The sequence below is a fragment of the Streptococcus bouchesdurhonensis genome, assembly GCF_948472335.1.
In genome coordinates this window covers 19,947-44,056 of record NZ_CAOKTW010000003.1, presented here as the reverse complement: position 1 = coordinate 44,056, position 24,110 = coordinate 19,947, and the positions used below count along the sequence as shown (strand labels likewise).

Genomic DNA, 24,110 nt, shown 5'->3' with positions numbered 1-24,110 from the left:
ATTTTTTATGTCGCTGTCTTCATGTAAGCACTTTAAAAAAGAGTTATTTTGATTCAAAAATGGTATAATGAGAGAACAATAGAAAGGAAGTATTTATGGAGCACAAAGAGAAACATTTTAGCCTATCTTGGTTTTTCAAGTGGTTTTTGGACAACAAGGCAATTACGGTATTTTTGGTAACCTTATTATTGGGACTGAATCTTTTTATTTTAAGTAAGATTAGTTTTCTATTTTCACCTGTTTTAGACTTTTTGGAAGTTGTGATGTTACCAGTCATTCTATCTGGCCTGCTATATTATTTGTTGAATCCTATTGTTGATTGGATAGAGAAGCATAGGATTAATCGGGTCATAGCCATCAGTATTGTCTTTGTGATTATCGCTCTCTTTATCATTTGGGGCTTGGCAGTAGCTATTCCAAATCTGCAACGTCAGGTTTTAAGTTTTGCAAGGAATGTTCCAGTCTACCTTGAAGATGCTGATCGAGTTATTGATGATTTGGTCACCAAGCGTTTACCAGATGATTTCAGACCTCAGTTAGAACAAGTTTTGACAAACTTCTCAAGTCAGGCTACAGTTTGGGCAAGTAAGGTTTCATCTCAAGCAGTCAACTGGGTGAGCGCCTTTATTAGCGGGGCTTCTCAAGTGATTGTTGCCTTGATTATCGTTCCGTTCATGCTCTTTTATCTCTTACGTGATGGAAAAGGCCTACGTCACTATTTGACCCAATTCATGCCAACGAAATTGAAAGAACCTGTTGGACAAGTTTTATCAGATGTGAACCAGCAGTTGTCCAATTATGTTAGAGGGCAAGTAACAGTGGCTATTATTGTAGCGGTAATGTTTATGATTTTCTTCAAGATTATTGGTCTACGCTATGCAGTTACGTTGGGAGTTACTGCTGGTATTTTAAATCTGGTTCCTTATTTGGGTAGCTTCTTAGCCATGCTTCCTGCCCTAGTATTGGGCTTGATTGCTGGGCCAGTCATGCTTTTGAAAGTTGTGATTGTCTTTATCGTAGAACAAACTATTGAAGGCCGTTTTGTCTCTCCATTGATTTTGGGAAGTCAATTAAACATCCATCCCATTAATGTTCTCTTTGTTTTGTTAACTTCAGGATCCATGTTTGGTATTTGGGGAGTCTTACTCGGTATTCCAGTTTATGCCTCTGCTAAAGTTGTCATTTCAGCGATTTTTGAATGGTATAAGGTAGTCAGTGGCCTATATGAACTAGAGGGAGAGGAAATCAAGAGTGAACAATAGTCAACAGATGTTACATGCCTTGGAGGAGCAAGATTTAACCAAGGCTGAGCACTATTTCGTTAAAGCTTTAGAAAATGATCCAAGTGACCTTCTGTATGAGTTGGCAACTTATCTTGAAGGGATTGGTTTTTATCCTCAGGCCAAGGAAATTTACCTGAAAATCGTAGAGGATTTTCCAGAGGTTCATCTTAATCTAGCGGCTATTGCTAGCGAGGATGGTCAAATCGAAGAAGCCTTTGCTTATCTTGAGGAAATCCAAGCTGACAGTGACTGGTATGTTTCGGCTTTGGCTCTGAAGGCAGACCTTTACCAGTTGGAAGGTTTGACAGATGTGGCGCGTGAGAAATTGCTGGAGGCTTTGAGTTATTCAGAGGATCCTCTCTTGATATTGGGAGTAGCAGAGTTGGATAGTGAGTTGGAAAATTATCAAGAGGCCATTCAAGGCTATGCCCAGTTAGATAATCGTACTATTTATGAGCAAACAGGCATTTCTACCTATCAACGAATTGGCTTTGCCTATGCACAGTTGGGGAAATTTGAAACAGCTACAGAGTTTTTAGAAAAAGCCCTGGAGTTAGAATACGATGACCTAACAGTTTTTGAGTTGGCTAGTCTTTACTTTGATCGAGAAGAATACCAAAAAGCTGTCCTCTACTTTAAGCAGCTTGATACCATTTCACCTGATTTTGAAGGCTATGAATATGGTTATAGTCAGGCCTTGCATAAGGAACATCAAGTTCAAGAAGCCCTGCGTATCGCTAAGCAAGGCTTGGAGAAAAATCCTTTTGAAACAAGACTCTTGTTAGCAGCTTCACAATTTTCTTATGAATTGCATGATGCTAGTGGTGCAGAAAATTATCTCCTTACTGCTAAAGAAGACGCTGAGGATACAGAAGAAATCTTACTCCGTCTAGCTACTATTTATCTAGAACAGGAACGTTATGAGGACATTCTAGACTTGCAAAATGATGAGCCAGAGAATCTTTTGACCAAGTGGATGATTGCTCGTTCTTATCAAGAAATGGACGATTTGGATACTGCCTACGAGCATTACCAAGAATTAGTAGGAGATTTGAAGGACAATCCAGAGTTTCTGGAACACTATATCTATCTCTTGCGTGAATTGGGCTACTTTGAGGAAGCCAAAGTCAATGCCCAAGCTTACTTAAAACTGGTTCCAGATGATGTGCAAATGCAAGAACTATTTGAGAGATTGTAAGGATATATTTTAAAAACTGTATCTAATCATTTTTGATAGGTATAGTTTTTCTTTTTAAAAGAGAATTTTTTTACAAAAATTCTTGGTTATTTTGTTTATTTATGCTATAATAGGAACAATTATTTTTAGGAGGTGCAGTATGTCTTATTTGTTTGAGATATTACCGAGTTTATTGAGCGGTGCAAGCATGACTTTGCAGGTTTTTGCACTGGTCTTGATTTTTTCTATTCCCTTGGGCGTTTTGATTGCCTTTGCACTGCAAGTCCATTGGAAGCCCCTCCATCATCTGATTAACATTTATATCTGGATCATGCGAGGCACACCCTTGCTCTTGCAATTGATCTTTATCTATTATGTGCTCCCAAGCATTGGGATCCGTTTGGATCGTCTTCTTGCGGCCATTATTGCCTTTGTTTTGAATTATGCGGCTTACTTTGCTGAAATCTTCCGTGGAGGGATTGATACCATTCCTAAAGGCCAATATGAGGCTGCTAAGGTTTTGAAGTTTAGTTCTTTTGACACAGTCCGCTATATTATCTTGCCTCAGGTGACCAAGATTGTTCTTCCTAGTGTATTTAATGAGGTTATGAGTTTGGTCAAGGATACTTCCCTGGTCTATGCTCTAGGAATTTCAGACCTTATCTTGGCGAGTCGAACAGCTGCCAACCGTGATGCTAGTCTTGTTCCTATGTTCTTGGCAGGAGCCATTTACTTGATTTTGATTGGGATTGTGACAATCATTTCCAAAAAAGTTGAGAAGAAGTACAGTTACTATAGATAGGAGGCTGCCATGTTAGAATTACGAAATATTAATAAAGGATTTGGTGAAAAGCAAATTTTGTCCAATTTCAGTCTAAAAATTCCTGAAAAGCAAATTCTGGCTATCGTTGGGCCTTCGGGTGGAGGTAAGACGACTCTCTTACGCATGCTTGCAGGTCTTGAAACCATTGATTCAGGGCAAATATTTTATAATGGAGAACCTTTAGAATTGGATGAATTGGAGAAGCGCAATCTACTGGGATTTGTATTCCAAGATTTTCAACTTTTCCCTCATTTATCAGTTCTAGACAATTTGACCTTATCTCCTGTGAAAACCATGGGAATGAAGCAGGATGAGGCTGAGCTGAAGGCGCGATGTCTTTTAGAACAGTTAGGACTTGCAGGGCACGCAGACGCCTATCCATTCTCACTATCTGGTGGGCAAAAGCAGCGGGTAGCCTTGGCGCGTGCTATGATGATTGACCCGGAAATCATAGGTTACGATGAACCAACTTCTGCCCTGGATCCAGAATTACGCTTGGAAGTGGAAAAACTAATCTTGCAAAATAGGGAACTTGGCGTGACCCAGATTGTGGTTACCCATGATTTGCAGTTTGCGGAAAATATCGCAGATCAGATTCTCAAGGTTGAGCCTAAGTAGGAGGTGCCAATGACTAATAAGAAAATTGCTTTAGTATTGGTTTCTCTCCTGACTCTCTTTTTAACAGCTTGTACTCAGAAGGCTAGTGATCCCAAGCAGGATAACTGGGATAAGTATCAAGAGCAAGGAAGTATAACCATTGGTTTTGACAATACCTTTGTACCCATGGGATTTGAAGAAAAGAATGGCCAATATACAGGCTTTGATATTGATTTGGCACAAGCTGTCTCAGAAAAATTAGGCTTTAAGGTTCAATTTCAGCCAATTGACTGGGATATGAAAGAGACGGAACTGCAAAATGGAACCATAGATGCCATCTGGAATGGCTATTCTGCCACTGATGAACGCCGAGAGAAGGTTTCCTTTAGCATTCCTTATATGGAAAATCAACAAGTTCTGGTTGCCAAGAAAAGCCAGCAGATTCATTCGGTAGAGGATATGAAGGATAAGACCTTGGGAGCCCAAGCCGGTTCCTCTGGTTATTTGGATTTTGCAGCCCAGCCAGATTTACTGAAAAATCGTGTAAAAGACCAGAAGGCTAATCAGTACCAGAGTTTCAATGAGGCCTTGATTGATTTGAAAAATGACCGGATTGATGCTTTGTTGATTGACCGAGTGTATGCTAATTACTATCTCCAGTCTGAGGGTATATTAAATGACTACAATGTCTTTTCAGCAGGATTTGAAAGTGAATCATTTGCGGTCGGAGTTAGACCAGCAGATAAAAGATTATTAACAGCATTAAACCAGGCCTTTATCGAACTATACCAAGAAGGAAAGTTCCAGGAAATCAGCCAAAAATGGTTTGGAGAAGATGTAGCAACAAAAGAAGTGAAAGAAGGAATCTAAATGACGGTTTCTTCTTTTTATTTATAATATAAGAGTTAGATATCGCTTGACAGATTGATTATTGTTCGATAATATATTAAGTGGAAAGATGACATATTACTATATTTATTTGTGATTTAAAGTTATTTTTTACATCAAAGTATCATATATTAACAATTCATATTATGTTGGAGGAATCTATTTATGTTTAATTCTAAAGGACGATATGTTCGTCAATCGCAGGTGGAAAAATTCACACGTTACAGTATTCGTAAGGTTAGTTTTGGTGCGGCTAGTGTGGCTGTAGCTACTGGACTGTTTTTCCTTGGTGGAGGAAGCGTCCAAGCGGCTGAACAATTAACCAATTCAGAACATACAGAAGTTCAAAATCCTCAAAATCTAACTGATAAGTCCTCGGAAACCTCTAAGGAAGTTACTGGACAAGAATTTGTTACTGCTAAAGAGCCCGATGGACAAAATAATACTTCTGTAAAGGAGTCTGCTACTGACAAACAAGCCAGTGAAGCTGAAACTCCAAATGTAGTGACGGAAAAAGTTGCTATTAATACAGCATCGTTAGAAGATTTAGTTGCTAAAGCTGAAAGTAGATTGAGTCAATTAACTGAAGGCAAGAAAACAAAATCAGTCATTGATGATGCTAAAAATTTGGTTAATAAAGCAAAAGAGCTTTTAAATGATGATACAAAAACACAGTCAAAAGTTGATGCACTTGCTAAACAACTTTCAAGTAGCCTTATCATTTTAAACAGTATCAAATCAGAGACAACTGAAGAAGAAAAAGTAAATAAAAACCAAGATCCAAGAAATGAAAAAGAGATTCCAGGAAAAGGGGAAAGTGGGTTTAGAACTGACTCATCTAACAACGATGCAGCAACTACTTCTACAACAACTACAGGAACTAGTGATACAATCACACCAACAAATCCAGCGCAACCAACTGCGAAAAATATTATCGGAAGCACAAGTACAGTATCACGAGAAAACTTTACTGGTTGGGATACCTATACAATGCCGTTCGGAAGTCGCCATCCAGGTCAAGGTGATTTAGGTGTTAATACTCCAGAGAAAATAGCAGATGCTGCTGACTTAGAGTTTAGAGTGTTCTCTGATCAAAGAGCTGGTACAAGACTTAGTCCTGGACCATCTAACTATACTTATGATGGTAAAGAGAGTGATGTAAAGGCTCGTATTGACTATGGATTGAAACTTCCTGCTGAAGAAGTCCAAAAAATTATAGAAGAAGCTCCACTATGGCGTGGAAAGCTAAGGTATAATGGAACTAGTATTTCAAGTCAAATTCCAGCAACTTACTATGGAAGTGGACCTTATGAATATCTGCTTTCTAGTATCTATAAACTTGGATATGAACAAGGTATTGATAAAGTATACATTAAAGATGTAAGTAAACGTATTGAAGTAACAGAAGCTGCTAAAAAGGCTGGTTGGACTGTTTCAGATTTCAATGTGTCCAATTTCCCGAATGGTTTATTTTATGACAAAGCAACAGATAGTGTGCAAGGGGTTGTAACGCATAGAAGTCCATTTAACTATCAACAATTAAAAGCACGCGTAACGTTTAAAAACACTGTTACAGGTAAAAGTATTACTGTTCCATTAGATGATCATAGATTTGGTGGAACAGCATGGAAAGATGGAACCCCACCTACACTAGAAATTAACGATACTGTTAAAGAAGGGAAAGTTGGAGAAGCACTAACTGTTCCAGTAGAATATCGAGATGCTGGAGCTTCGCATGCTGGGGTACCAAATAATAGAAGAGTTTCTTATACTTTAACGAATGAAAATGGAACCCCAATTGGACGTACAACTACAATTACAGAAACTGTAGGACGTGCTATTCTTGGTGTTTCTGGAGCGAAGATTACAGGAACGACAGGTACTGGTGCTGCTACGCCTACAGAATTAACGGGAAATGAGACGAAAATTCCAGGTGTCGGCTTCACAATTGCATCTGATGATATGACTGAAAATAATCCAAATGGATTTAAAGGAACACCGACTGAAGCTGGGATTTATCGAGTTTCAATCTATGCAAGAGATTATCAAGAGACAAATGCCAATGAGGCATACGCACACGCAACATTTAAAATTGCACCTTCAGTATCTGTAAAAAATGTACATGCTTACGATACAGAAGTTCCGATTACAATTTCTAAAGGGGCTTCAGAAGCGACAATTACATTACCAGATGGAACAAATACAAAAATTGTTGCTAAAGATGGTAAATGGGTTGTATCAGAAACAACAAATACTGCTGTAAACGTCAATGATGAAATTGGTACAGTTGGTGAAACTTTCAATCTAAAAGTTCTTCCAACAGCAACAGCAAATGCCGCAACAGATACGATTAACGTAACTGCAAATAGTGAAAATATTACAGCAACGTTTACACGAGCCGAAGTAACATTAAAAACGCAACTAGGAGAAAATGTAGCAGCAACATTCAATAAAACTAGTGGTCGTTGGGAATTATCTGGTGAGACTGCTGAGAAGAAAACTCCTAACAGTGACGGTACAACAACATGGTTAAAACGCGACCTATATGTTGATGTGAATAAAGATGGGGAAACAATCTTTAATGTTTACGAATATACTCGTACATTAAACGCAGAAGGAAAAGTTACAGCCGTTAATAATGTATCTCGTACATTAACGACCTATAAAAAAGAAAATACGGCGAACAGTTCAGCAGATTCAGCAACTGATACTAATAAAGGAATGGTTGTAACTGTTAAATATGATAAAGGATTAAATAAATGGTCTGCTGATGATAATTCTACTGTAACAGCAACAAAAACTGGAGATAAGTGGACGATTTCAACTACATCAGGATTTAAAGGAACAGTTGATGCAGTAGAAACAGCAAGTTCTTCAGATAAAGCGTCTATATTAAATGATGCTCCGTCTATTAGCTCAAGTTTATATACTACTGTAAAAGGTGCTACAGTAGATTTAGTAAAACAAAAATCAGCTGCAGTAACAATTACAGATACAGAAGATGATGCGACAACTGCTCCAAATAAAAAGGAAACAACAGTTACAAAAGTAACGTTAACATCTCCTTCAGGAACAGTAACAGAATATAGCAGTGCAGCAGAAGCAGCAACTGTTAAATTATCAGAAGTAGGTACTTACACAGTTAAAGTTGAAGTAAAAGATAGTAACGGAAATATCGTTACTGCAGATACTGAAACGGATACTGGAACAAATAAAGGTGCCGAAACTGCAGTGAATTCAACTACCTATACAATTACTGTAAAAGATCAAGAAACGAATAAATTGTATACAGTTGAAGATGATGCAGTAACAAATGATCAGTTGAAAGAAAAAGTAAACCCTACAGCTGTAGACGGTTTTACTGCAACTAAAAACGATATTGCAGATATTCCTACAACAGCTAAAAAAGCAGGTCAAACACTAGAAGTGCCAGCAACAGTAACTTATACAAAAGGAACTGAAACAATTCCTGTAGAAACTAAAGTAGATGTTGTAGTTTTACCAAAAGTAGAACCAACAGGTGTAACAGTTCTTAAAGATAGCACTGGTTTAGATGAAGCAGTTAAAGCGAAAGCAGTAGAAGCAGCAACTGCAGTTCCAACTGATAAATTGCCAGATGGTGTAATTGTAAGAGTTAAAGAAGTTAAAGCAGGAACAGTACCGGAAACAACAGCAACTGGAGTACAAAAGCCAGCAACAGCAGTTGTAGAGTATGTAAAAGATGGTAAAGTAGTTGCAACTAGAGAAGTAACAGTCCCAGTAACAGTAGTAGGTTCAACAGCTAAGAAATTAGTAGTATTTGAAGGGGACACTGTTACAAAAGATGATGTGAAAGGTGCTGTAACACCAGGTACAGACGGAACAAAAGGTGAACCTGTCATTGCTGAAGATATTACTGCTAAAGCAGGAAATAAAGAAGCGACAATCCCGGTAACATATGATAATGGTAAGTTAACCGAAACAGTGAAAGTTCCAGTAACAGTTTTACCAAAACCAGAAGCAGATGAAATTCTTGTTCCTAAAAATGGCGACAAAGAAAAAGCAAAAGAAAAAGTACTTGCTCAAGCTGAAAAAGCGATTGCTGATGGAACATTTACAGGTAAACTACCACAAGGTGCTAGAGTTGAAATTGATAAAACAGCTACAGTAACAGTCCCTGACTTAACAGATGATACTGAAGTGGATGTGACTGTTAAATACATTGTAGATGATGAAGAGAAAACAACAACTGTTAAAGTACCAGTTACAGTAGTTGAAGGTATACCACAAATCGTCCCAGTTGATGAAAACAACAAACAACCAGATCCAGAAAAGAGCATTGATAAAACAGATTATCCAGAAGGATCTACATTTAGATATAAGACTCCAGATGGGCAAACATCTCCAATCGATGTAACAACAACTGGTGATAAGAATGTGATTGTTGAAGTACTTGATCCACAAGGAAATACAATCGTTGAAGTACCAGCAACTGTACGTGTAGTTGATAGTACACCACAATTTGTAGAAGCAAATCCAGCTAAGAAACAACCTGAAGCGAAAGATAGTGTTACACCAGGAGAATATCCAGATGGCACAACATTTGAATACAAAACACCAGTAGATACAACAACTGCAGGTGAAAAAGATGTAACTGTTGTAGCTAAGTTAAATGGTCAACCAATTGCAGAAGTTCCTGCGAAAGTAGTAGTTGTAGATCCTAAGACACAATACGTAGTAGCAGATCCAAGCAAACCACAACCGGATGCAGCTAAGAGCATTGATCCAGAACAATACCCAGAAGGAACAACATTTGAGTATAAGACTCCAGTAGATACAACAACACCAGGAGAAAAAGATGTAGTTGTCATTGCAAAAGATGGAAATGATACACTTGTAGAAGTACCAACAAAAGTGAAAGTTGTACAAGGTTACCCACAAATTGTTCCAGTAGATGAAGGTAAGAAACAACCATCACCTGAAGATAGCATTGATTCGAATGATTACCCAGATGATGCAACATTTGAGTATAAAGAAGAAGTAGATACATCTAAACCAGGTGATAAGAAAGTTACCGTTGTTGTGAAACAAGGGGATAAGGTATTAGTTGAAGTGCCATCTACAGTTCGTGTAGTGGAAGGTTATCCTAAATATGTACCAGTAGACCCAGCTAAGAAACAGCCAGATCCAAAAGAAAACATTAATCCAAATGATTTCCCAACTGGAACAACATTTGAATATAAAGATAACACTCCAGTAGATACAACAACACCAGGTGATAAACCTGTAACGGTAGTAGCTAAACTGAATGGACAACCAATCGCAGAAATTCCAGCAACAATCGTAGTCGTAGAACCTAAGACACAATATGTTCCAGTGAATGCTGAAAGTGATAAGAAACCAAAACCACAAGATAGCATTACACCAGATGATTATCCAGAAGGTTCAACTTTTGAATACAAGACCCCAGAAGGACAAACAACTCCATATGATGGAACAACACCAGGAGAAAAAGATGTTACTGTAGTCGTGAAAGATTCAGATGGAGATACAATTGTAGAAGTACCTGCGAAGATTAAAGTCGTTCAAGGTAAAGAACAATTAACTCCAGTAAATGCTGAAGATAAAGATAAACCTAAAGCTGAAGATAGTATCACACCAAGTGACTATCCAGAAGGTTCAACGTTCGAATACAAAGTTCCAGAAGGACAAGCAACTCCATATGATGGATCAACACCAGGTGATAAGCCAGTTACTGTAGTTGTAAAAGATAAAGATGGGAAAGTGTTAGTAGAAGTTCCAGCTACTATTAAAGTAGTTGAAACAAAACCAACACCGATTGAAACACCAGTAACAAATACGCCGTTAAAAGAAGAAGACTATATTAGAGGTCTAAATATTCCAGACGGAGCAACAGCTAAAGTAGGAGACTTACCGGATTTAACAACACCTGGAGAAAAAACTCCTGTAAAAGTAACGATTACATTACCAAATGGTAAATCTTATACTGTAGATATTCCTGTAACAGTCACACCAATTAAGGAAATCGAAACACCAGTTACAACAGAAAAATTGACTCCAGAGGATGTATTAAAACAAATTAAAGTACCAGAAGGAGCAACTACTAAGGTAGGAGATCTTCCAGACTTAACAACGCCAGGTAAGAAAGATCTAGTGAAGGTAACAGTAACATTACCAAATGGCAAAGTAGTGACAGTGGATGTTCCAGTAAATGTAACGCCTGTTAAGGAAATTGAAACACCAGTCACAACAGCTAAATTGACTCCAGAGGATATTTTAAAACAAATCAAAGTACCAGAAGGAGCAACAAGTAAGGTAGAAAACATTCCAGACTTAACAACGCCTGGTAAGAAGGATCCTGTAAAAGTAACGATTACATTACCAAATGGAAAAGTGATTACAGTAGAAGTGCCGGTAAATGTAACACCAATTAAGGAAATCGAAACACCAGTCACAACAGCTAAATTGACTCCAGAGGATATTTTAAAACAAATCAAAGTACCAGAAGGAGCAACTACTAAGGTAGGAGATCTTCCAGACTTAACAACGCCAGGTAAGAAAGATCCAGTGAAGGTAACAGTAACATTACCAAATGGTAAAGTAGTGACAGTAGACGTACCAGTAACAGTAACACCAGTTAAGGAAATCGAGACACCAGTAACAACCACACCATTAACACCGGACGATTATACTAAAGGAATTAAGATTCCAGAAGGTGGTAAGGTTACTAAGGTTGAAAACATTCCAGATTTAACAACACCAGGTAAGAAAGATCCGGTGAAAGTAACTGTAACATTACCAAATGGTAAAGTAGTAACAGTGGATGTTCCTGTAAATGTAACGCCTGTTAAGGAAATCGAAACACCAGTAACGACAACACCATTAACACAAGAAGATTACACTAAAGGAATTACAATTCCAGAAGGTGGAAAAGTAACGAAAGTAGAAAATATTCCAGATTTAACAACACCAGGTAAGAAAGACCCAGTGAAAGTAACTGTGGAATTACCAAATGGCAAAGTAGTGACAGTAGACGTACCAGTGAATGTAACACCAATTACACCAATTGAAACACCAGTCACAACAGCTAAATTGACTCCAGAGGATATTTTAAAACAAATCAAAGTACCAGAAGGAGCAACAACTAAGGTAGAAAACATTCCAGACTTAACAACACCAGGTAAGAAGGATCCTGTAAAAGTAACGATTACATTACCAAACGGTAAAGTTGTGACTGTAGAAATTCCAGTAAATGTTACACCTATTGAAGATATTGTTAAAAAACAAGGAGATCCAATTACTGCTGAGGATGTTGAAAAACACATTCCAAAAGGAGTCAAAGTTATTTCTATTGGAGATAAACCTACAACGGATGTTCCAGGGGAAAGACCAAGTATCCCAGTAGAGATTGAATTACCAAATGGAATTCGAGTAACGATGAACATTCCAGTAATCGTAACATCGAAAGTAACACCTGTAGTAGTTCAAGTAGGAACACCAGTTACGCCAGAAGATGTTCAGAAACATATTGAATTACCAAATGGATGGAAGGTAACAAAAGTAGGAGAAATTCCAACAACAACTACACCAGGAACAAAACCAGTCGTTCCAGTAGAGATTGAATTACCAGATGGTCGTAAGATTACTGTCGATGTACCAGTCATCGTTACGCCAACCGTAAGACAAATTGTTGTACCACAAGGAACACCAATCACACCAGACGATGTGAAAGGGCATATCGATCTTCCAAAAGAACCAGGATGGGAAATTATTGAAGTAGGAGAAATCCCAACAACAATTCCTGCTGGAGTGAAACCAAGCGTTAAAGTGAAGATTAAAGTTCCAACTGGAGAAATTATTGAAGTAGAGGTACCAATTATCGTAACACCGACAGTAACTCCTATTGTAGTGGAAGTTGGAACACCGATTACTGAAGATGAAGTGAAAAAACATGTGGACCTTCCAGAAGGATGGAAGATTACTAAAGTTGGAGAAATTCCAACAACAAATACACCTGGTGACAAACCATCTGTAACAGTAGAATTAGAGTTGCCAGACGGACGTAAAGTGACAGTGGATGTTCCTGTGAAAGTCACTCCTAAATCTAATCATGTTAATAATCAAGGAAATAATGGTAGTTCAGCTACTCATATCGTAACACGTTACCAAGATGGTGATGGTAAAGAAATTTCTCCAGAAGAAAATGGTAGCCATGGACCTAAGACTTTAGAAGGTTATGAATATATTGGTACTAAAACAGATAAAAATGGCAATGTGATTCATACCTATAAGAAAGTAGTTACTTCAACTCGTTCTGAGCAACCTGTTTCGCCAGTTCGTCCTACAGATCCAGATAAACCAGTAGTTAATCCAACTCAGGTAAGTCGAACAGAATCTAAACAAGTAGCTGAAACAACTATATCCAATGATAAGAAGGAATTACCAAATACTGGTACAGAAGATAAGGCTGGTCTAGCTAGTCTTGGACTTCTTGGAATGTTGGGTGCATTTGGACTTGTAACTCGTAAGAAAAAAGAAGACTAAGAAAGAAATTTCCTTTCTAAAGTCCGATAGAAAAATAGACTGAGGTGAAAACTTCAGTCTATTTCTTTTTACTGAGAAAAAATCCTCTGGCAAGTACCAGAGGACAAGAGATTATTTCATTGTTGGGAAGAGCAATACATCACGGATAGTAGTTGTATCAGTGAGGAGCATGCAGAGACGGTCGATACCGATTCCTAAACCACCTGTTGGAGGCATACCGTATTCAAGGGCTTCGATATAGTCGTAGTCGATACCTGTTGCTTCATCGTCACCAAGTTCTTTAGCTTTAGCTTGGGCTTCAAAACGGCTAAGTTGGTCGATTGGGTCGTTGAGTTCAGTAAAGGCATTACCGTACTCCTTAGTCATGATGAAGAGCTCGAAACGGTCAGTAAAGCGTTCGTCTTCAGGATTTTTCTTAGCAAGTGGAGATACAGCTACTGGATGTCCATAGACAAAGGTTGGTTGGATTAAAGTTTCTTCAACAAACTCTTCAAAGAAGGCATTGATAATGTGACCAACTTCAGTATAGTGTTTCTCAACTGGAACTTTCTTCTCAGCAGCGATAGCTTTGGCTTCCTCGAAAGTCATGTCTTGCCAGAAATCGACACCAGTAATTTCTTTGATAGCATCCACCATGTGAACACGCTTAAATGGTTCATTGATTTTGATTTCAGTGCCTTGGTAGTTAACTGGGCCGTCGCCTTTAACAGCTTTAGCAGCGTGTTGGATAATACCTTCAGTTAAGTCCATGATGTCTTGGAAGTCTGCATAAGCTTGGTAAACTTCGATAGAAGTAAACTCAGGGTTATGAGTGGCATCCATTCCTTCGTTACGGAAGATACGGCCGATTTCATAGACACGCTCCATACCACCCACGATAAGGCGTTTTAAGTGAAGCTCAGTCGCGATACGAAGCACCATGTCAATGTTTTGGGCATTATGGTGGGTGATAAATGGACGGGCAGCAGCACCACCAGCTTCATTGTGAAGAACAGGTGTTTCGACTTCAAGGAAACCTTTTTGATCAAGGTAACGACGGATTTCAGAAATGATTTTTGAACGAGTGACAAAGCGCTCAAAGCTTTCCCGGTTAGAAATCAAGTCAAGGTAACGTTTACGGTAAATTGTTTCAACGTCTGTCAAACCGTGGAATTTCTCAGGAAGTGGGCGGAGTGCTTTAGATAAGTGAGTGATGTGAGTAGCTTTGATAGAGAGTTCTCCCATATCTGTACGCATCACTTCACCTTCGACACCAAGGAAGTCACCAAGGTCTGCTTTTTTGAAGATATCGTAGTTTTCTTCACCGACAGCATCCTTACGAACGTAAATCTGGATTTGACCTTCGCGGTCTTGAAGGTGGGCAAAACCTACTTTACCTTTACCCCGTTTGGTTACCAAGCGTCCTGCGATAGTAGCTGTTTCATTTTTATCATGTAATTGTTCTTTATCGAGGTCGGCATATTTATCTTTTAATTCTTGTGAATTTGCAGTGCGTTCAAAGCGTTTTCCGAAAGGATCGATTCCTTGTTCACGGAGCGCAGCCATTTTTTCACGGCGAACGATCTGCTGGTCATTTAGTTCTTCCATATGTTCTGTTGACATGGGATCCTCCTAGTTTTACTCAAAATTGAATACGATGAGTCATTTTTTGCGATACTCCCATTTTATCATAAATAAGCAAGAAATTCACGGATAATCTTTCAAAACTAAAAAGAACTTGACGCTAAAATCAAGTTCTGTTATTGATAGGAAGTATCATTCCAAGTATCAAGGGTAAATGTTTCAAAGTCATGGGTTTCTAGAATGGTTAGGCTGGCATTTGCTAGACCGCCATCTTTACGAAGAAGTGGCTCTTTGTAACCTAGAAGAGTACGAAGACTGGCAGTAAGATTGGCGCCGTGTCCGACAATTAGAATACGCTCAGCTGGACTATCTTTTAATGATTTGATAAATTGGATAGTCCGTTGCGTAGTGCTATAGAGGGACTCGGCTCCAAACATTTGAGTGTCAAATTGAGCAAGGTTAGATCGGAAAGCTTTGATTTGTTGCGGGTAAATAGATTCCAAGGTTGCAATTTTCAAACCTTCCAACTTCCCCAGCTGCCATTCACGGAGATTAGGAACACTTTCTAAAGGACAGGGGGTCTGGAGTTGACTTTGGATAATTTCAGCAGATTTGACCGCTCGAGGTAAATCACTTGAATAAATCTGATCGAAAGGAACATCCTTGAGATACTGGCCTAGTCGTTTTAGGGTTTCAATGGATTCAGGAAGAAGGGGAGAATCTCCACTAGCACCTTGAAAGCGTCCTTCTTGGTTCCATACTGTACGACCGTGGCGGACAAAGTAGAGTTTCATTATTTGCTGTCCTCCAAGATATCTGCAAAGTCAGCTTTTACAAAGTTAGCCAAGTCTTGTGGTGCGACGATAATGCTGTGACCGACCTCGCCTGCAGAGACAATCATTTGTTCCAAGTCTAGAGCAATCCTATCGATAAAAATGGGATAATTGTGTTTCTGACGAATACCGACAGGATTATTGGCTCCATGAATGTAACCAGTTGTTTTTTCCAAGTCCTTTTGTGGAATCATGCTCACTTTTTTATTGCCAGAAATTTTGGCTAGTTTCTTTTCAGACAAGTGTTGGGTGATAGGGACAATTCCGATAATCGGTCCTGTTTTATCTCCCAAAAGCGCCAAGGTTTTGAAAATCTGATCTCGTTCATAACCTTGAGGAAGTTCTCCTTCTAGGGCATTGATTTGAATCCCCTGATGTGGGATACCTGCTTTAGACAGAATTTGTTCCACCAATGTTTTTTTGATTTTAACTTTTTTTGCCATTATTTATATTTATCCTCCAATTGACTCATCCAAATACCAAGCCAGATTCCAAGTGCAAAGAAGAAGGCGATGATGACATACCCAACAAGTGAAAGACCTGTGTATTGGATACTTTCAGCGTTTCCTGCATTTGGAATCAAGATCAAAAGAGTACTTGATAAGACGATTCCGATGATGAAATGATAGACGCGTGAGTGGTAGTTGTTTAAGGCATAATCCATCAATTTTGAAAAAATAATGAGAGTTGCGCCTGCTCCGATTCCAATCGGGAAGAAGGTTCCCAAGAGGTCAAAGGTTTTAAAACCAGTCAACATAGGAGCATAGAGACCCAAAATCAAAAGGAGATTTGATGGACTGAGGCCAGGAACTAATACGCCAAGAGCCAGCAGTGCACCAGCTAGGACGAAATTAAGAAAGCTGGCACTTAAGGTTCCAACAACAAAATTTAAGGCGTAGAGTCCTAATCCAGAAATGATAAAGGTTGTCCAGAACCAAGCTAAATCAATCTTGTCTCGGTCAGATTCTCGAGTTGATTCTTTGAGAAGGCTAGGAACTGTACCAATGATGGCACCCGCAAAGCTCCATAAGACAAAGACCTGATAATTTTCAAGCAGGTATTCAATCGGGTAGGAAAATAATCCGATTCCCAGAAGCATACCGATGGCAACTGGAATAAAGTACAAAACATTTTCTTTAAAGTCTTTAAAGGGATGGGCTAGAAAGCCAATCATTCGTTCATAAATTCCTAAGATTGCTGCTAGAACCCCTCCGGAAATTCCCGGTAAGATAAATCCAAGAGCAATGACAATCCCTTTAATAACACGTGCTAACCATGAGAGCATATTTTTCCTCCAACTATTTCTATTTCAAAAAATCCTTACTATATTGTATCACAATCAAACACAAAAATAAAAAGCAAATGATAAACAAATGCTTTTAAGGTTTTAAAAAGAGTTTTCTAAAGGTTTCTTCTTTGTTCTTTAAGGCAGAGATAACGTTGATATCCAAATCGTGGTCAAAGCCAGCAATTTTTCCTTTAGACGTGTACTGGTGAATGTCGTAATCTAAATCAGTTTTAGGAGTAGCTTCGTAAAATCCTGAGTCAGAACCATAGGAAGGAATCCAAACAGACGTAAACTTATCTGTATCAATACTGTGCTCTTCCATGAAGTAGACCCCAACGTAGATTCCGATATTTTTAGCACCCAGTGATTCAAGCTTTGCTCGGAAGGCTTCAACACCGTCGTTCATATTAGACATGGTTTTTTCTTCCACGTCTAGCCAATAGTAACTTGGACTGTATGGAGAAGAGGCGTTATAGAATACCTCAGCAGCTTTTTCCATCTCCTGGACATTTTTTCCGGCTACATAGGCATAGACAGCAACTGGGACATTTCGTTTTTGAAACTCAGTGATATGGGTTTTAAAGGCCTTATCAACACCATTAACATAGGAAGCATCGTTCTCTTTGGACGTTTGAGCACCACTATGGACGCGAACAATAGCTCCAGAAATGTTTTGGGACAGAGTATCGTAATTGATTTCCTCAGGACGCTGCCAACCAGAAACATCAATTACCGGTTTATCTATATTGTGTAGCGCTTGCGTTTCTACTTGCGCGATATTTGACTTTGTTTTTACAGGATGGTCCTCAAAACGAGGGCGATTCAGGATTAAAATGAAAATCATAATCCCAAAAAAACCAAACATAATAAGCGGATTTATTTTCTTTCTCATACCTCATAATTTTACCTTAAAAATGAGAAAAAATCAAAAAAAATACTTAAAAAATGGGTTAAGAAAGGACTTTAGAGCATTTTTTCATTCAAGAGCGCGGAATGATTTGAAATATGGTATAATAAAAGGGAATTTCTAGAGAAAAGAGAAGATTATGTCAAATTATGCCATTATTTTAGCAGCGGGTAAAGGGACTCGCATGAAATCTGATTTGCCAAAAGTGTTGCACAAGGTTGCGGGTATTTCTATGCTGGAACATGTTTTCCGTAGTGTGGGAGCTATCCAACCTGAAAAGACAGTAACAGTTGTAGGACACAAGGCGGAATTGGTTGAGCAGGTCTTGGCTGGACAGACAGAATTTGTGACTCAATCTGAACAGTTGGGTACTGGCCATGCAGTTATGATGACGGAGCCTATCTTAGAAGGTTTGTCAGGTCACACCTTGGTCATTGCAGGGGATACTCCTTTAATCACAGGTGAAAGCTTGAAAAACTTGATTGATTTTCACATCAATCATAAAAATGTGGCCACTATCTTGACTGCTGAAACGGATAATCCTTTTGGCTATGGACGAATTGTTCGTAATGACAATGCGGAGGTCCTTCGTATTGTTGAGCAGAAGGATGCTACAGATTTTGAAAAGCAAATCAAGGAAATCAACACTGGAACATATATTTTTGATAACGAGCGTTTGTTTGAGGCTTTGAAAAATATCAATACCAACAACGCTCAAGGTGAATACTATATCACAGATGTCATTGGCATTTTCCGAGAAGCTGGTGAAAAAGTTGGCGCTTATACTTTGAAAGATTTTGATGAGAGTCTTGGAGTAAATGACCGTGTAGCACTTGCGACAGCTGAGTCGGTTATGCGTCGCCGCATCAATCACCAACACATGGTCAATGGTGTTAGCTTTGTCAATCCAGAAGCAACTTATATCGATATTGATGTTGAGATTGCTCCCGAAGTTCAAATCGAAGCCAATGTTACCTTAAAAGGTCACACGAAAATTGGTGCTGAGACTGTTTTGACAAATGGAACTTATGTGGTGGATAGCACTATCGGAGCAGGAGCTGTTATTACCAACTCTATGATTGAGGAAAGTAGTGTTGCAGACGGTGTGACAGTCGGTCCTTATGCCCACATTCGTCCAGGTTCATCTCTAGGTGCCCAAGTCCATATTGGTAACTTTGTTGAGGTGAAAGGTTCTTCTATCGGCGAGAATACTAAGGCTGGTCATTTGACTTATATCGGAAACTGTGAAGTGGGTAGCAAGGTTAATTTCGGTGCTGGAACCATTACAGTCAACTATGACGGTAAAAACAAATACAAAACAGTCATTGGCAACAATGTCTTTGTTGGTTCAAATTCAACCATTATTGCGCCAGTAGAACTTGGTGACAATTCCCTCGTTGGTGCGGGTTCAACTATTACCAAAGACGTTCCAGCGGATGCTATTGCTATTGGTCGTGGACGTCAGGTCAATAAAGACGAATATGCAACACGCCTTCCTCATCATCCTAATAATCAGTAGGAGTCTGTCATGGAATTTGAAGAAAAAACGCTTAGCCGAAAAGAAATCTATCAAGGGCCAATTTTTAAACTGGTCCAAGATCAGGTTGAATTACCAGAAGGTAAGGGAACTGCCCAACGTGATTTGATTTTCCACAATGGGGCTGTCTGTGTTTTAGCAGTAACAGATGAACAAAAACTCATCTTGGTCAAGCAGTACCGCAAAGCCATCGAGGCTGTCTCTTACGAAATTCCAGCCGGAAAGTTGGAAGTAGGAGAAAATACAGACCCTGTTGCAGCAGCTCTTCGTGAATTAGAGGAAGAAACAGCCTACACAGGGAAATTAGAACTCTTGTACGATTTTTACTCAGCCATTGGCTTTTGTAATGAAAAATTAAAACTATACCGAGCAAGCGATTTGACGAAAGTGGAAAATCCGCGTCCGCAGGATGAAGATGAGACCTTGGAAGTCCTTGAAGTTAGCTTAGAGGAAGCCAAGGAATTGATCCAATCAGGTCATATCTGTGATGCCAAGACGATTATGGCTGTTCAGTATTGGGAATTGCAAAAAAAATAGAGGAGGTCAGTATGGGTAAACCTTTATTAACGGATGAAATGATTGAAAGAGCTAATAGAGGCGAAAAAATTTCAGGTCCTCCTTTGCTAGATGATGAGGAGACAAAAATTTTACCAACCTCTTCTTCCCGTTTTGGTTATGCCAATCCTAAGGATCATGGTTTTAGCCAGGAAACCTTGAAGATTCAGGTCGAACCGTCTATTCATAAAAGCCGTCGCATTGAAAATACTAAGAGAAATGTCTTCAATTCTAAACTGAATAAAATCTTATTTGCAGTCATCTTTCTCTTAATTTTGCTTGTCTTAGCAATGAAACTTTTGTAATAGAAAAGGAATTGAAATGAAAATAGGAATTATTGCGGCTATGCCAGAAGAACTGGCTTATCTGGTCCAGCATTTAGACAATGCCCAGGAGCAAGTTGTTTTAGGCAATACCTATCACACAGGAACCATTGCTTCTCATAAAGTCGTTCTTGTAGAAAGTGGAATTGGTAAGGTCATGTCTGCTATGAGTGTGGCGATTTTGGCTGATCATTTTCAAGTGGATGCTTTGATTAACACAGGATCAGCTGGGGCAGTAGCAGAAGGTATTGCTGTTGGGGATGTTGTGATTGCTGACAAATTAGCCTATCATGATGTGGATGTTACAGCTTTTGGCTATGCTTATGGACAAATGGCACAACAACCGCTTTATTTTGAATCAGATAAAACTTTTATTGCTCAAATCCAAGAGAGTTTATCTCGATTGGACCAAAAATGGCATCTTGGATTGATTGCTACAGGAGATAGTTTTGTTGCAGGAAATGACAAGATAGAAGCGATTAAGTCTCATTTCCCAGAAGTTTTAGCCGTTGAGATGGAGGGGGCAGCTATTGCTCAGGCAGCGCATGCTCTTAATCTTCCAGTCTTAGTTATCCGAGCTATGAGTGACAATGCCAATCATGAAGCAAACATCTCTTTTGATGAGTTTATTATCGAAGCTGGACGTCGCTCTGCCCAAGTCTTATTAGCCTTTTTGAAGGCCTTAGATTAAGCGAAAATTTGACAGTTTTTCTAGCTTATGATAAGATTTAAGTAAAGAAAAGCTAGAAAACGTTTCAGAGGATATTATGAGTATTGAAATGACCGTCAGTGAGATTGCAGAGGTCTTAGGATTATCTCGCCAAGCAATCAATAACCGTGTCAAAGAATTACCAGAAGAAGACACAGATAAAAATGACAAAGGGGTAACAGTCGTTACCCGAAGTGGCTTGATTAAGCTAGAAGAAATCTATAAAAAAACGATTTTTGAAGATGAGCCTGTCAGTGAAGATGTCAAGCAACGTGAACTGATGGAGATTCTAGTGGATGAGAAGAATGCAGAAATTCTTCGTCTCTATGAACAATTAAAAGCCAAGGATCGTCAGTTATCAGAAAAAGATGAGCAAATGCGCATCAAAGATCGTCAGATTGCTGAGAAAGATAAACAACTGGATCAGCAGCAACAATTGACCCTTCAAGCCATGAAGGATCAAGAAAATCTTAAGCTAGAGCTGGACCAAGCAAAAGAAGAAGTCCAATCCACTAAGAAAGGCTTTTTTGCTCGTTTATTTGGAGGATAATCAAGGAGCTGTTTAGGTTAAATGCTAACCTGATGGCTTCTTTTATTTCTAATCTAAATAGTATAGTTGATCAAGTAAAATAACAGTATAGGAGAGGTATAGAATGGAACGATTAGAAGATTACATTGCTTTTGACTTAGAATTTAATCAGCATGAAGGACAAACACACTTGATTCAAATATCGGCAGTGCGTTTTAGATATGGTCAGGAAATCGATGCCTATGATTCCTATGTCCATACTAGTGTGCCTCTAAAGAGTTTTATCAATGGTTTGACTGGAATTACAGCTGAAACCTTAAAAGATGCTCCTCCAGTGGAGAAAGTTATAAAAGATTTCCAAGAGTTTGTGGGTTCTTTACCCATGGTTGGCTACAATGCTGCTAAAAGTGATCTACCTATTTTAGCGGATCATGGTTTAGACTACAGTCAGCAGTATAAGGTGGACTTGTATGATGAAGCTTTTGAACGTCGGAGTTCGGATTTACACGGTATTGCCAATCTCAAATTGCAAACCGTTGCCTCGTTTCTTGGATTTCAAGGTCAGTCTCATAATAGCTTAGAGGATGCTCGTATGACAGCGCGTGTTTACGAGTCCTTTCTAGAGTCAGACCAAGCTAGAGAATTGTTAGAGACAGAAAGTAGTCTTTCAAACAATCCTTTTGGAGGCTTGGACTTGTCTCAATTATTTGACTAGGAGTGCCTATGAAACCTGAAAAACCTAAAAATCTAGGTTTTAAGCAGATATACTTTAATCTAGATAAAATACTTTTTCTATTTTTCTTGACTTTTATGATGATTGAGTTTGTCTGGTTACCGTCAAATTCTTGGATTGCTGGACTTTTGCTCCGTCAGACAGGTTATCTCTTTCTATCCTACAACAATATTTTTGCCATTATAAAGGGTTCGCCATTTGTTAGTCTTGCTTTATTTATTTTGGTAATCGTTAATTTATTGATCGCCTATTACCAGATAGGACTTCTCTTTATCGGAGCCCGGCACCTCCTCTATCATGAAAAGAGAACTTTGCTAGAGTACAGTCGTAAGGTCTTTCGCCAAAGTTTCTTGTTTATGAAGCAAGCGACACTTTCCAAGATAGCCTTTATCTTCTTTTATGTCATGATGCTCTTTCCATTGATTCGAAAGATTTTAAAGATTTACTACCTAAATAAAATTGTCATTCCGGACTTTATCGTTGATTATGTGGAAGACAAGTATTGGCTAGTAGGTATAGTGGTTACTATTCTGGCTTTACTTCTATTTTACATTTCAGTGCGTTTCATGTTTGCCCTACCTCAGCTTTTATTTGAGAAAAAAACAGTCAAAGAAGCAGTCAGATACAGTCTAGAGAAGACAAGAAAGCACTCCTGGTTTTATATTTGGAACTTGCTTTGGATTATCGTCAAAACCTACATATTTTTCATTCTTTTATTGATTCCAATCTTGGCAAGTCAGGCACTGATGGATGGTTTGACCCATAAGGAATCTCTTGTGCTGGGAATTATCAACTTTGTTTTAATCAAGAATTTCCACTATATGGCCTTGACTTACTTTCTCATTAAGTTTGTTTCCTTCTTAACAGGAGAAGAATTAGAAATCACACCAAGGAGAAAGAAAGACCACTGGATGAGGTGGGGAGTGATGGGATGTGCTGCTATCTTTTTCGCTCTTGAGGGTTATGTTTATTTAGAAGCTCCAGTTGCCAATAAACCTTTGATTATCTCTCACAGGGGAGTATCTAATAAGAATGGTGTGCAAAATACAGTCCAATCACTAGAAAAAACCGCTCAGTTATCTCCAGACTTTGTTGAGACGGATGTTCAGGAAACAAAAGATGGCCAGTTTATCATGATGCATGATGCCAATATCAAAAATTTGACAGGTGTTAATGCCAATCCTCAGGATCTCACTTTGGAAGAATTAACCAAACTTGATATTTCAGAAAATGGTTATCATAGCAAGGTGTCTAGTTTTGATGATTATCTCAATAAAGCCAATGAATTACATCAAAAACTCCTTATTGAAATTAAAACCAGTCGAAAAGATAGCCCAGATATGATGAAACGCTTTATGGAAAAATATGGAACTGTTCTTAAGCAGAATGGTCACCAAATGCAGTCTTTGGATTATCATGTGATTGACCAGGTACTAGCTTACGATTCTCAAATTCCAGTCTATTTCATCCTACCTTACAATAGTATTTTTCCAAGAACCAAGGCCACAGGTTATACTATGGAGTATTCAACCTTGGATGAAAATTTTGTCAACAAGCTTTGGAATACCGATCAGAAATTGTACGTGTGGACCATCAATAGTTCAGAGTCCTTTGATAAATCTGTTCATTTGGGTGCAGACGGCATGATAACGGATGACTTGGAAATGATTCAAGATCAGGTTACCATTGCCCAAGAAGACCCAGAGTATACGGATTTACTGTTCAAACAGGCCATGGAATTCTTTAATTTTTAGTAAGCAAAAAGAGGAACAGTTGTTCCTCCCATGATAGGCAAGTATTCTCTTGAATGCTTGTTTTTCT

The 24,110-nt window shown here is 38.7% G+C and carries 18 protein-coding genes; 13 read left to right on the top strand and 5 right to left on the bottom strand.

The window, feature by feature from the left end:
* The first annotated feature begins 95 nt into the window (after nt 1-95).
* The 6 genes from QMQ21_RS05705 (at nt 96) to QMQ21_RS05680 (ending at nt 13,312) form a co-directional block, all read left to right on the top strand.
* Entirely contained in the window at nt 96-1,262 is a 1,167-nt protein-coding gene (locus QMQ21_RS05705; RefSeq protein WP_078238380.1) for an AI-2E family transporter, read from the top strand.
* A complete protein-coding gene (locus QMQ21_RS05700; RefSeq protein WP_049551109.1) occupies nt 1,252-2,481 on the top strand; it encodes a tetratricopeptide repeat protein in 1,230 nt (409 codons plus the stop codon). The genes QMQ21_RS05705 and QMQ21_RS05700 overlap by 11 nt, the downstream gene beginning before the upstream one ends.
* Nucleotides 2,482-2,620: 139 nt before the next feature.
* Nucleotides 2,621-3,262: an amino acid ABC transporter permease gene (locus QMQ21_RS05695; RefSeq protein ID WP_261113731.1), complete on the top strand. Its 642-nt coding sequence runs from the start codon at nt 2,621-2,623 to the stop codon at nt 3,260-3,262.
* Nucleotides 3,263-3,271: 9 nt separating this feature from the next.
* Nucleotides 3,272-3,901 carry an amino acid ABC transporter ATP-binding protein gene (locus tag QMQ21_RS05690; protein WP_214614716.1) on the top strand — a complete coding sequence of 210 codons (630 nt, stop codon included), beginning with the start codon at nt 3,272-3,274 and terminating at the stop codon, nt 3,899-3,901.
* A 9-nt stretch (nt 3,902-3,910) separates the two neighbouring features.
* On the top strand, nt 3,911-4,750 hold the full coding sequence (locus QMQ21_RS05685) for an amino acid ABC transporter substrate-binding protein (protein ID WP_261814080.1): 840 nt from the start codon (nt 3,911-3,913) through the stop codon (nt 4,748-4,750).
* Between the two features lie 183 nt (nt 4,751-4,933).
* Nucleotides 4,934-13,312, top strand: a complete 8,379-nt coding sequence (locus QMQ21_RS05680; protein ID WP_261814079.1) for a Rib/alpha-like domain-containing protein — start codon at nt 4,934-4,936, stop codon at nt 13,310-13,312.
* A gap of 111 nt (nt 13,313-13,423) precedes the next feature.
* On the opposite strand, the gene lysS is transcribed toward QMQ21_RS05680, so the two are convergent.
* From lysS to QMQ21_RS05655, 5 genes are all read right to left on the bottom strand, one after another.
* Nucleotides 13,424-14,914: a lysine--tRNA ligase gene (gene lysS, locus QMQ21_RS05675; RefSeq protein WP_284524730.1), complete on the bottom strand. Its 1,491-nt coding sequence runs from the start codon at nt 14,912-14,914 to the stop codon at nt 13,424-13,426.
* Between the two features lie 137 nt (nt 14,915-15,051).
* Nucleotides 15,052-15,669, bottom strand: coding sequence for a histidine phosphatase family protein (locus tag QMQ21_RS05670; protein ID WP_261013839.1), 618 nt, complete (start codon nt 15,667-15,669; stop codon nt 15,052-15,054).
* A complete protein-coding gene (locus tag QMQ21_RS05665) occupies nt 15,669-16,151 on the bottom strand; it encodes an aminoacyl-tRNA deacylase (RefSeq protein WP_214614719.1) in 483 nt (160 codons plus the stop codon). Before QMQ21_RS05665 ends, QMQ21_RS05670 begins: the two co-directional genes overlap by 1 nt.
* Nucleotides 16,151-16,993 carry a DUF368 domain-containing protein gene (locus QMQ21_RS05660; RefSeq protein ID WP_078238385.1) on the bottom strand — a complete coding sequence of 281 codons (843 nt, stop codon included), beginning with the start codon at nt 16,991-16,993 and terminating at the stop codon, nt 16,151-16,153. Before QMQ21_RS05660 ends, QMQ21_RS05665 begins: the two co-directional genes overlap by 1 nt.
* 94 nt (nt 16,994-17,087) lie before the next feature.
* Complete coding sequence (locus tag QMQ21_RS05655; protein ID WP_049547264.1) at nt 17,088-17,888, bottom strand: glycoside hydrolase family 25 protein; 801 nt, start codon at nt 17,886-17,888, stop codon at nt 17,088-17,090.
* Nucleotides 17,889-18,042: 154 nt separating this feature from the next.
* Between QMQ21_RS05655 and glmU the strand changes: the two genes are divergently transcribed.
* The 7 genes from glmU (at nt 18,043) to QMQ21_RS05620 (ending at nt 24,043) form a co-directional block, all read left to right on the top strand.
* On the top strand, nt 18,043-19,422 hold the full coding sequence (gene glmU / locus QMQ21_RS05650; protein ID WP_261814078.1) for a bifunctional UDP-N-acetylglucosamine diphosphorylase/glucosamine-1-phosphate N-acetyltransferase GlmU: 1,380 nt from the start codon (nt 18,043-18,045) through the stop codon (nt 19,420-19,422).
* A 9-nt stretch (nt 19,423-19,431) separates the two neighbouring features.
* Complete coding sequence (locus tag QMQ21_RS05645) at nt 19,432-19,977, top strand: NUDIX hydrolase (RefSeq protein WP_000393819.1); 546 nt, start codon at nt 19,432-19,434, stop codon at nt 19,975-19,977.
* 11 nt (nt 19,978-19,988) lie between these two features.
* A complete protein-coding gene (gene macP / locus QMQ21_RS05640) occupies nt 19,989-20,300 on the top strand; it encodes a cell wall synthase accessory phosphoprotein MacP (protein ID WP_000517861.1) in 312 nt (103 codons plus the stop codon).
* 16 nt (nt 20,301-20,316) lie between these two features.
* Nucleotides 20,317-21,009, top strand: coding sequence for a 5'-methylthioadenosine/adenosylhomocysteine nucleosidase (locus tag QMQ21_RS05635; protein WP_000689785.1), 693 nt, complete (start codon nt 20,317-20,319; stop codon nt 21,007-21,009).
* A gap of 76 nt (nt 21,010-21,085) precedes the next feature.
* Nucleotides 21,086-21,577 (top strand): chromosome segregation protein RocS, encoded by a 492-nt coding sequence (gene rocS / locus QMQ21_RS05630; RefSeq protein ID WP_000021242.1) that lies wholly within the window; start codon nt 21,086-21,088, stop codon nt 21,575-21,577.
* Between the two features lie 103 nt (nt 21,578-21,680).
* Nucleotides 21,681-22,271 (top strand): 3'-5' exonuclease, encoded by a 591-nt coding sequence (locus QMQ21_RS05625; protein ID WP_261814077.1) that lies wholly within the window; start codon nt 21,681-21,683, stop codon nt 22,269-22,271.
* 8 nt (nt 22,272-22,279) lie between these two features.
* Nucleotides 22,280-24,043, top strand: a complete 1,764-nt coding sequence (locus QMQ21_RS05620; protein WP_000801741.1) for a glycerophosphoryl diester phosphodiesterase membrane domain-containing protein — start codon at nt 22,280-22,282, stop codon at nt 24,041-24,043.
* Nucleotides 24,044-24,110 lie beyond the last annotated feature (67 nt).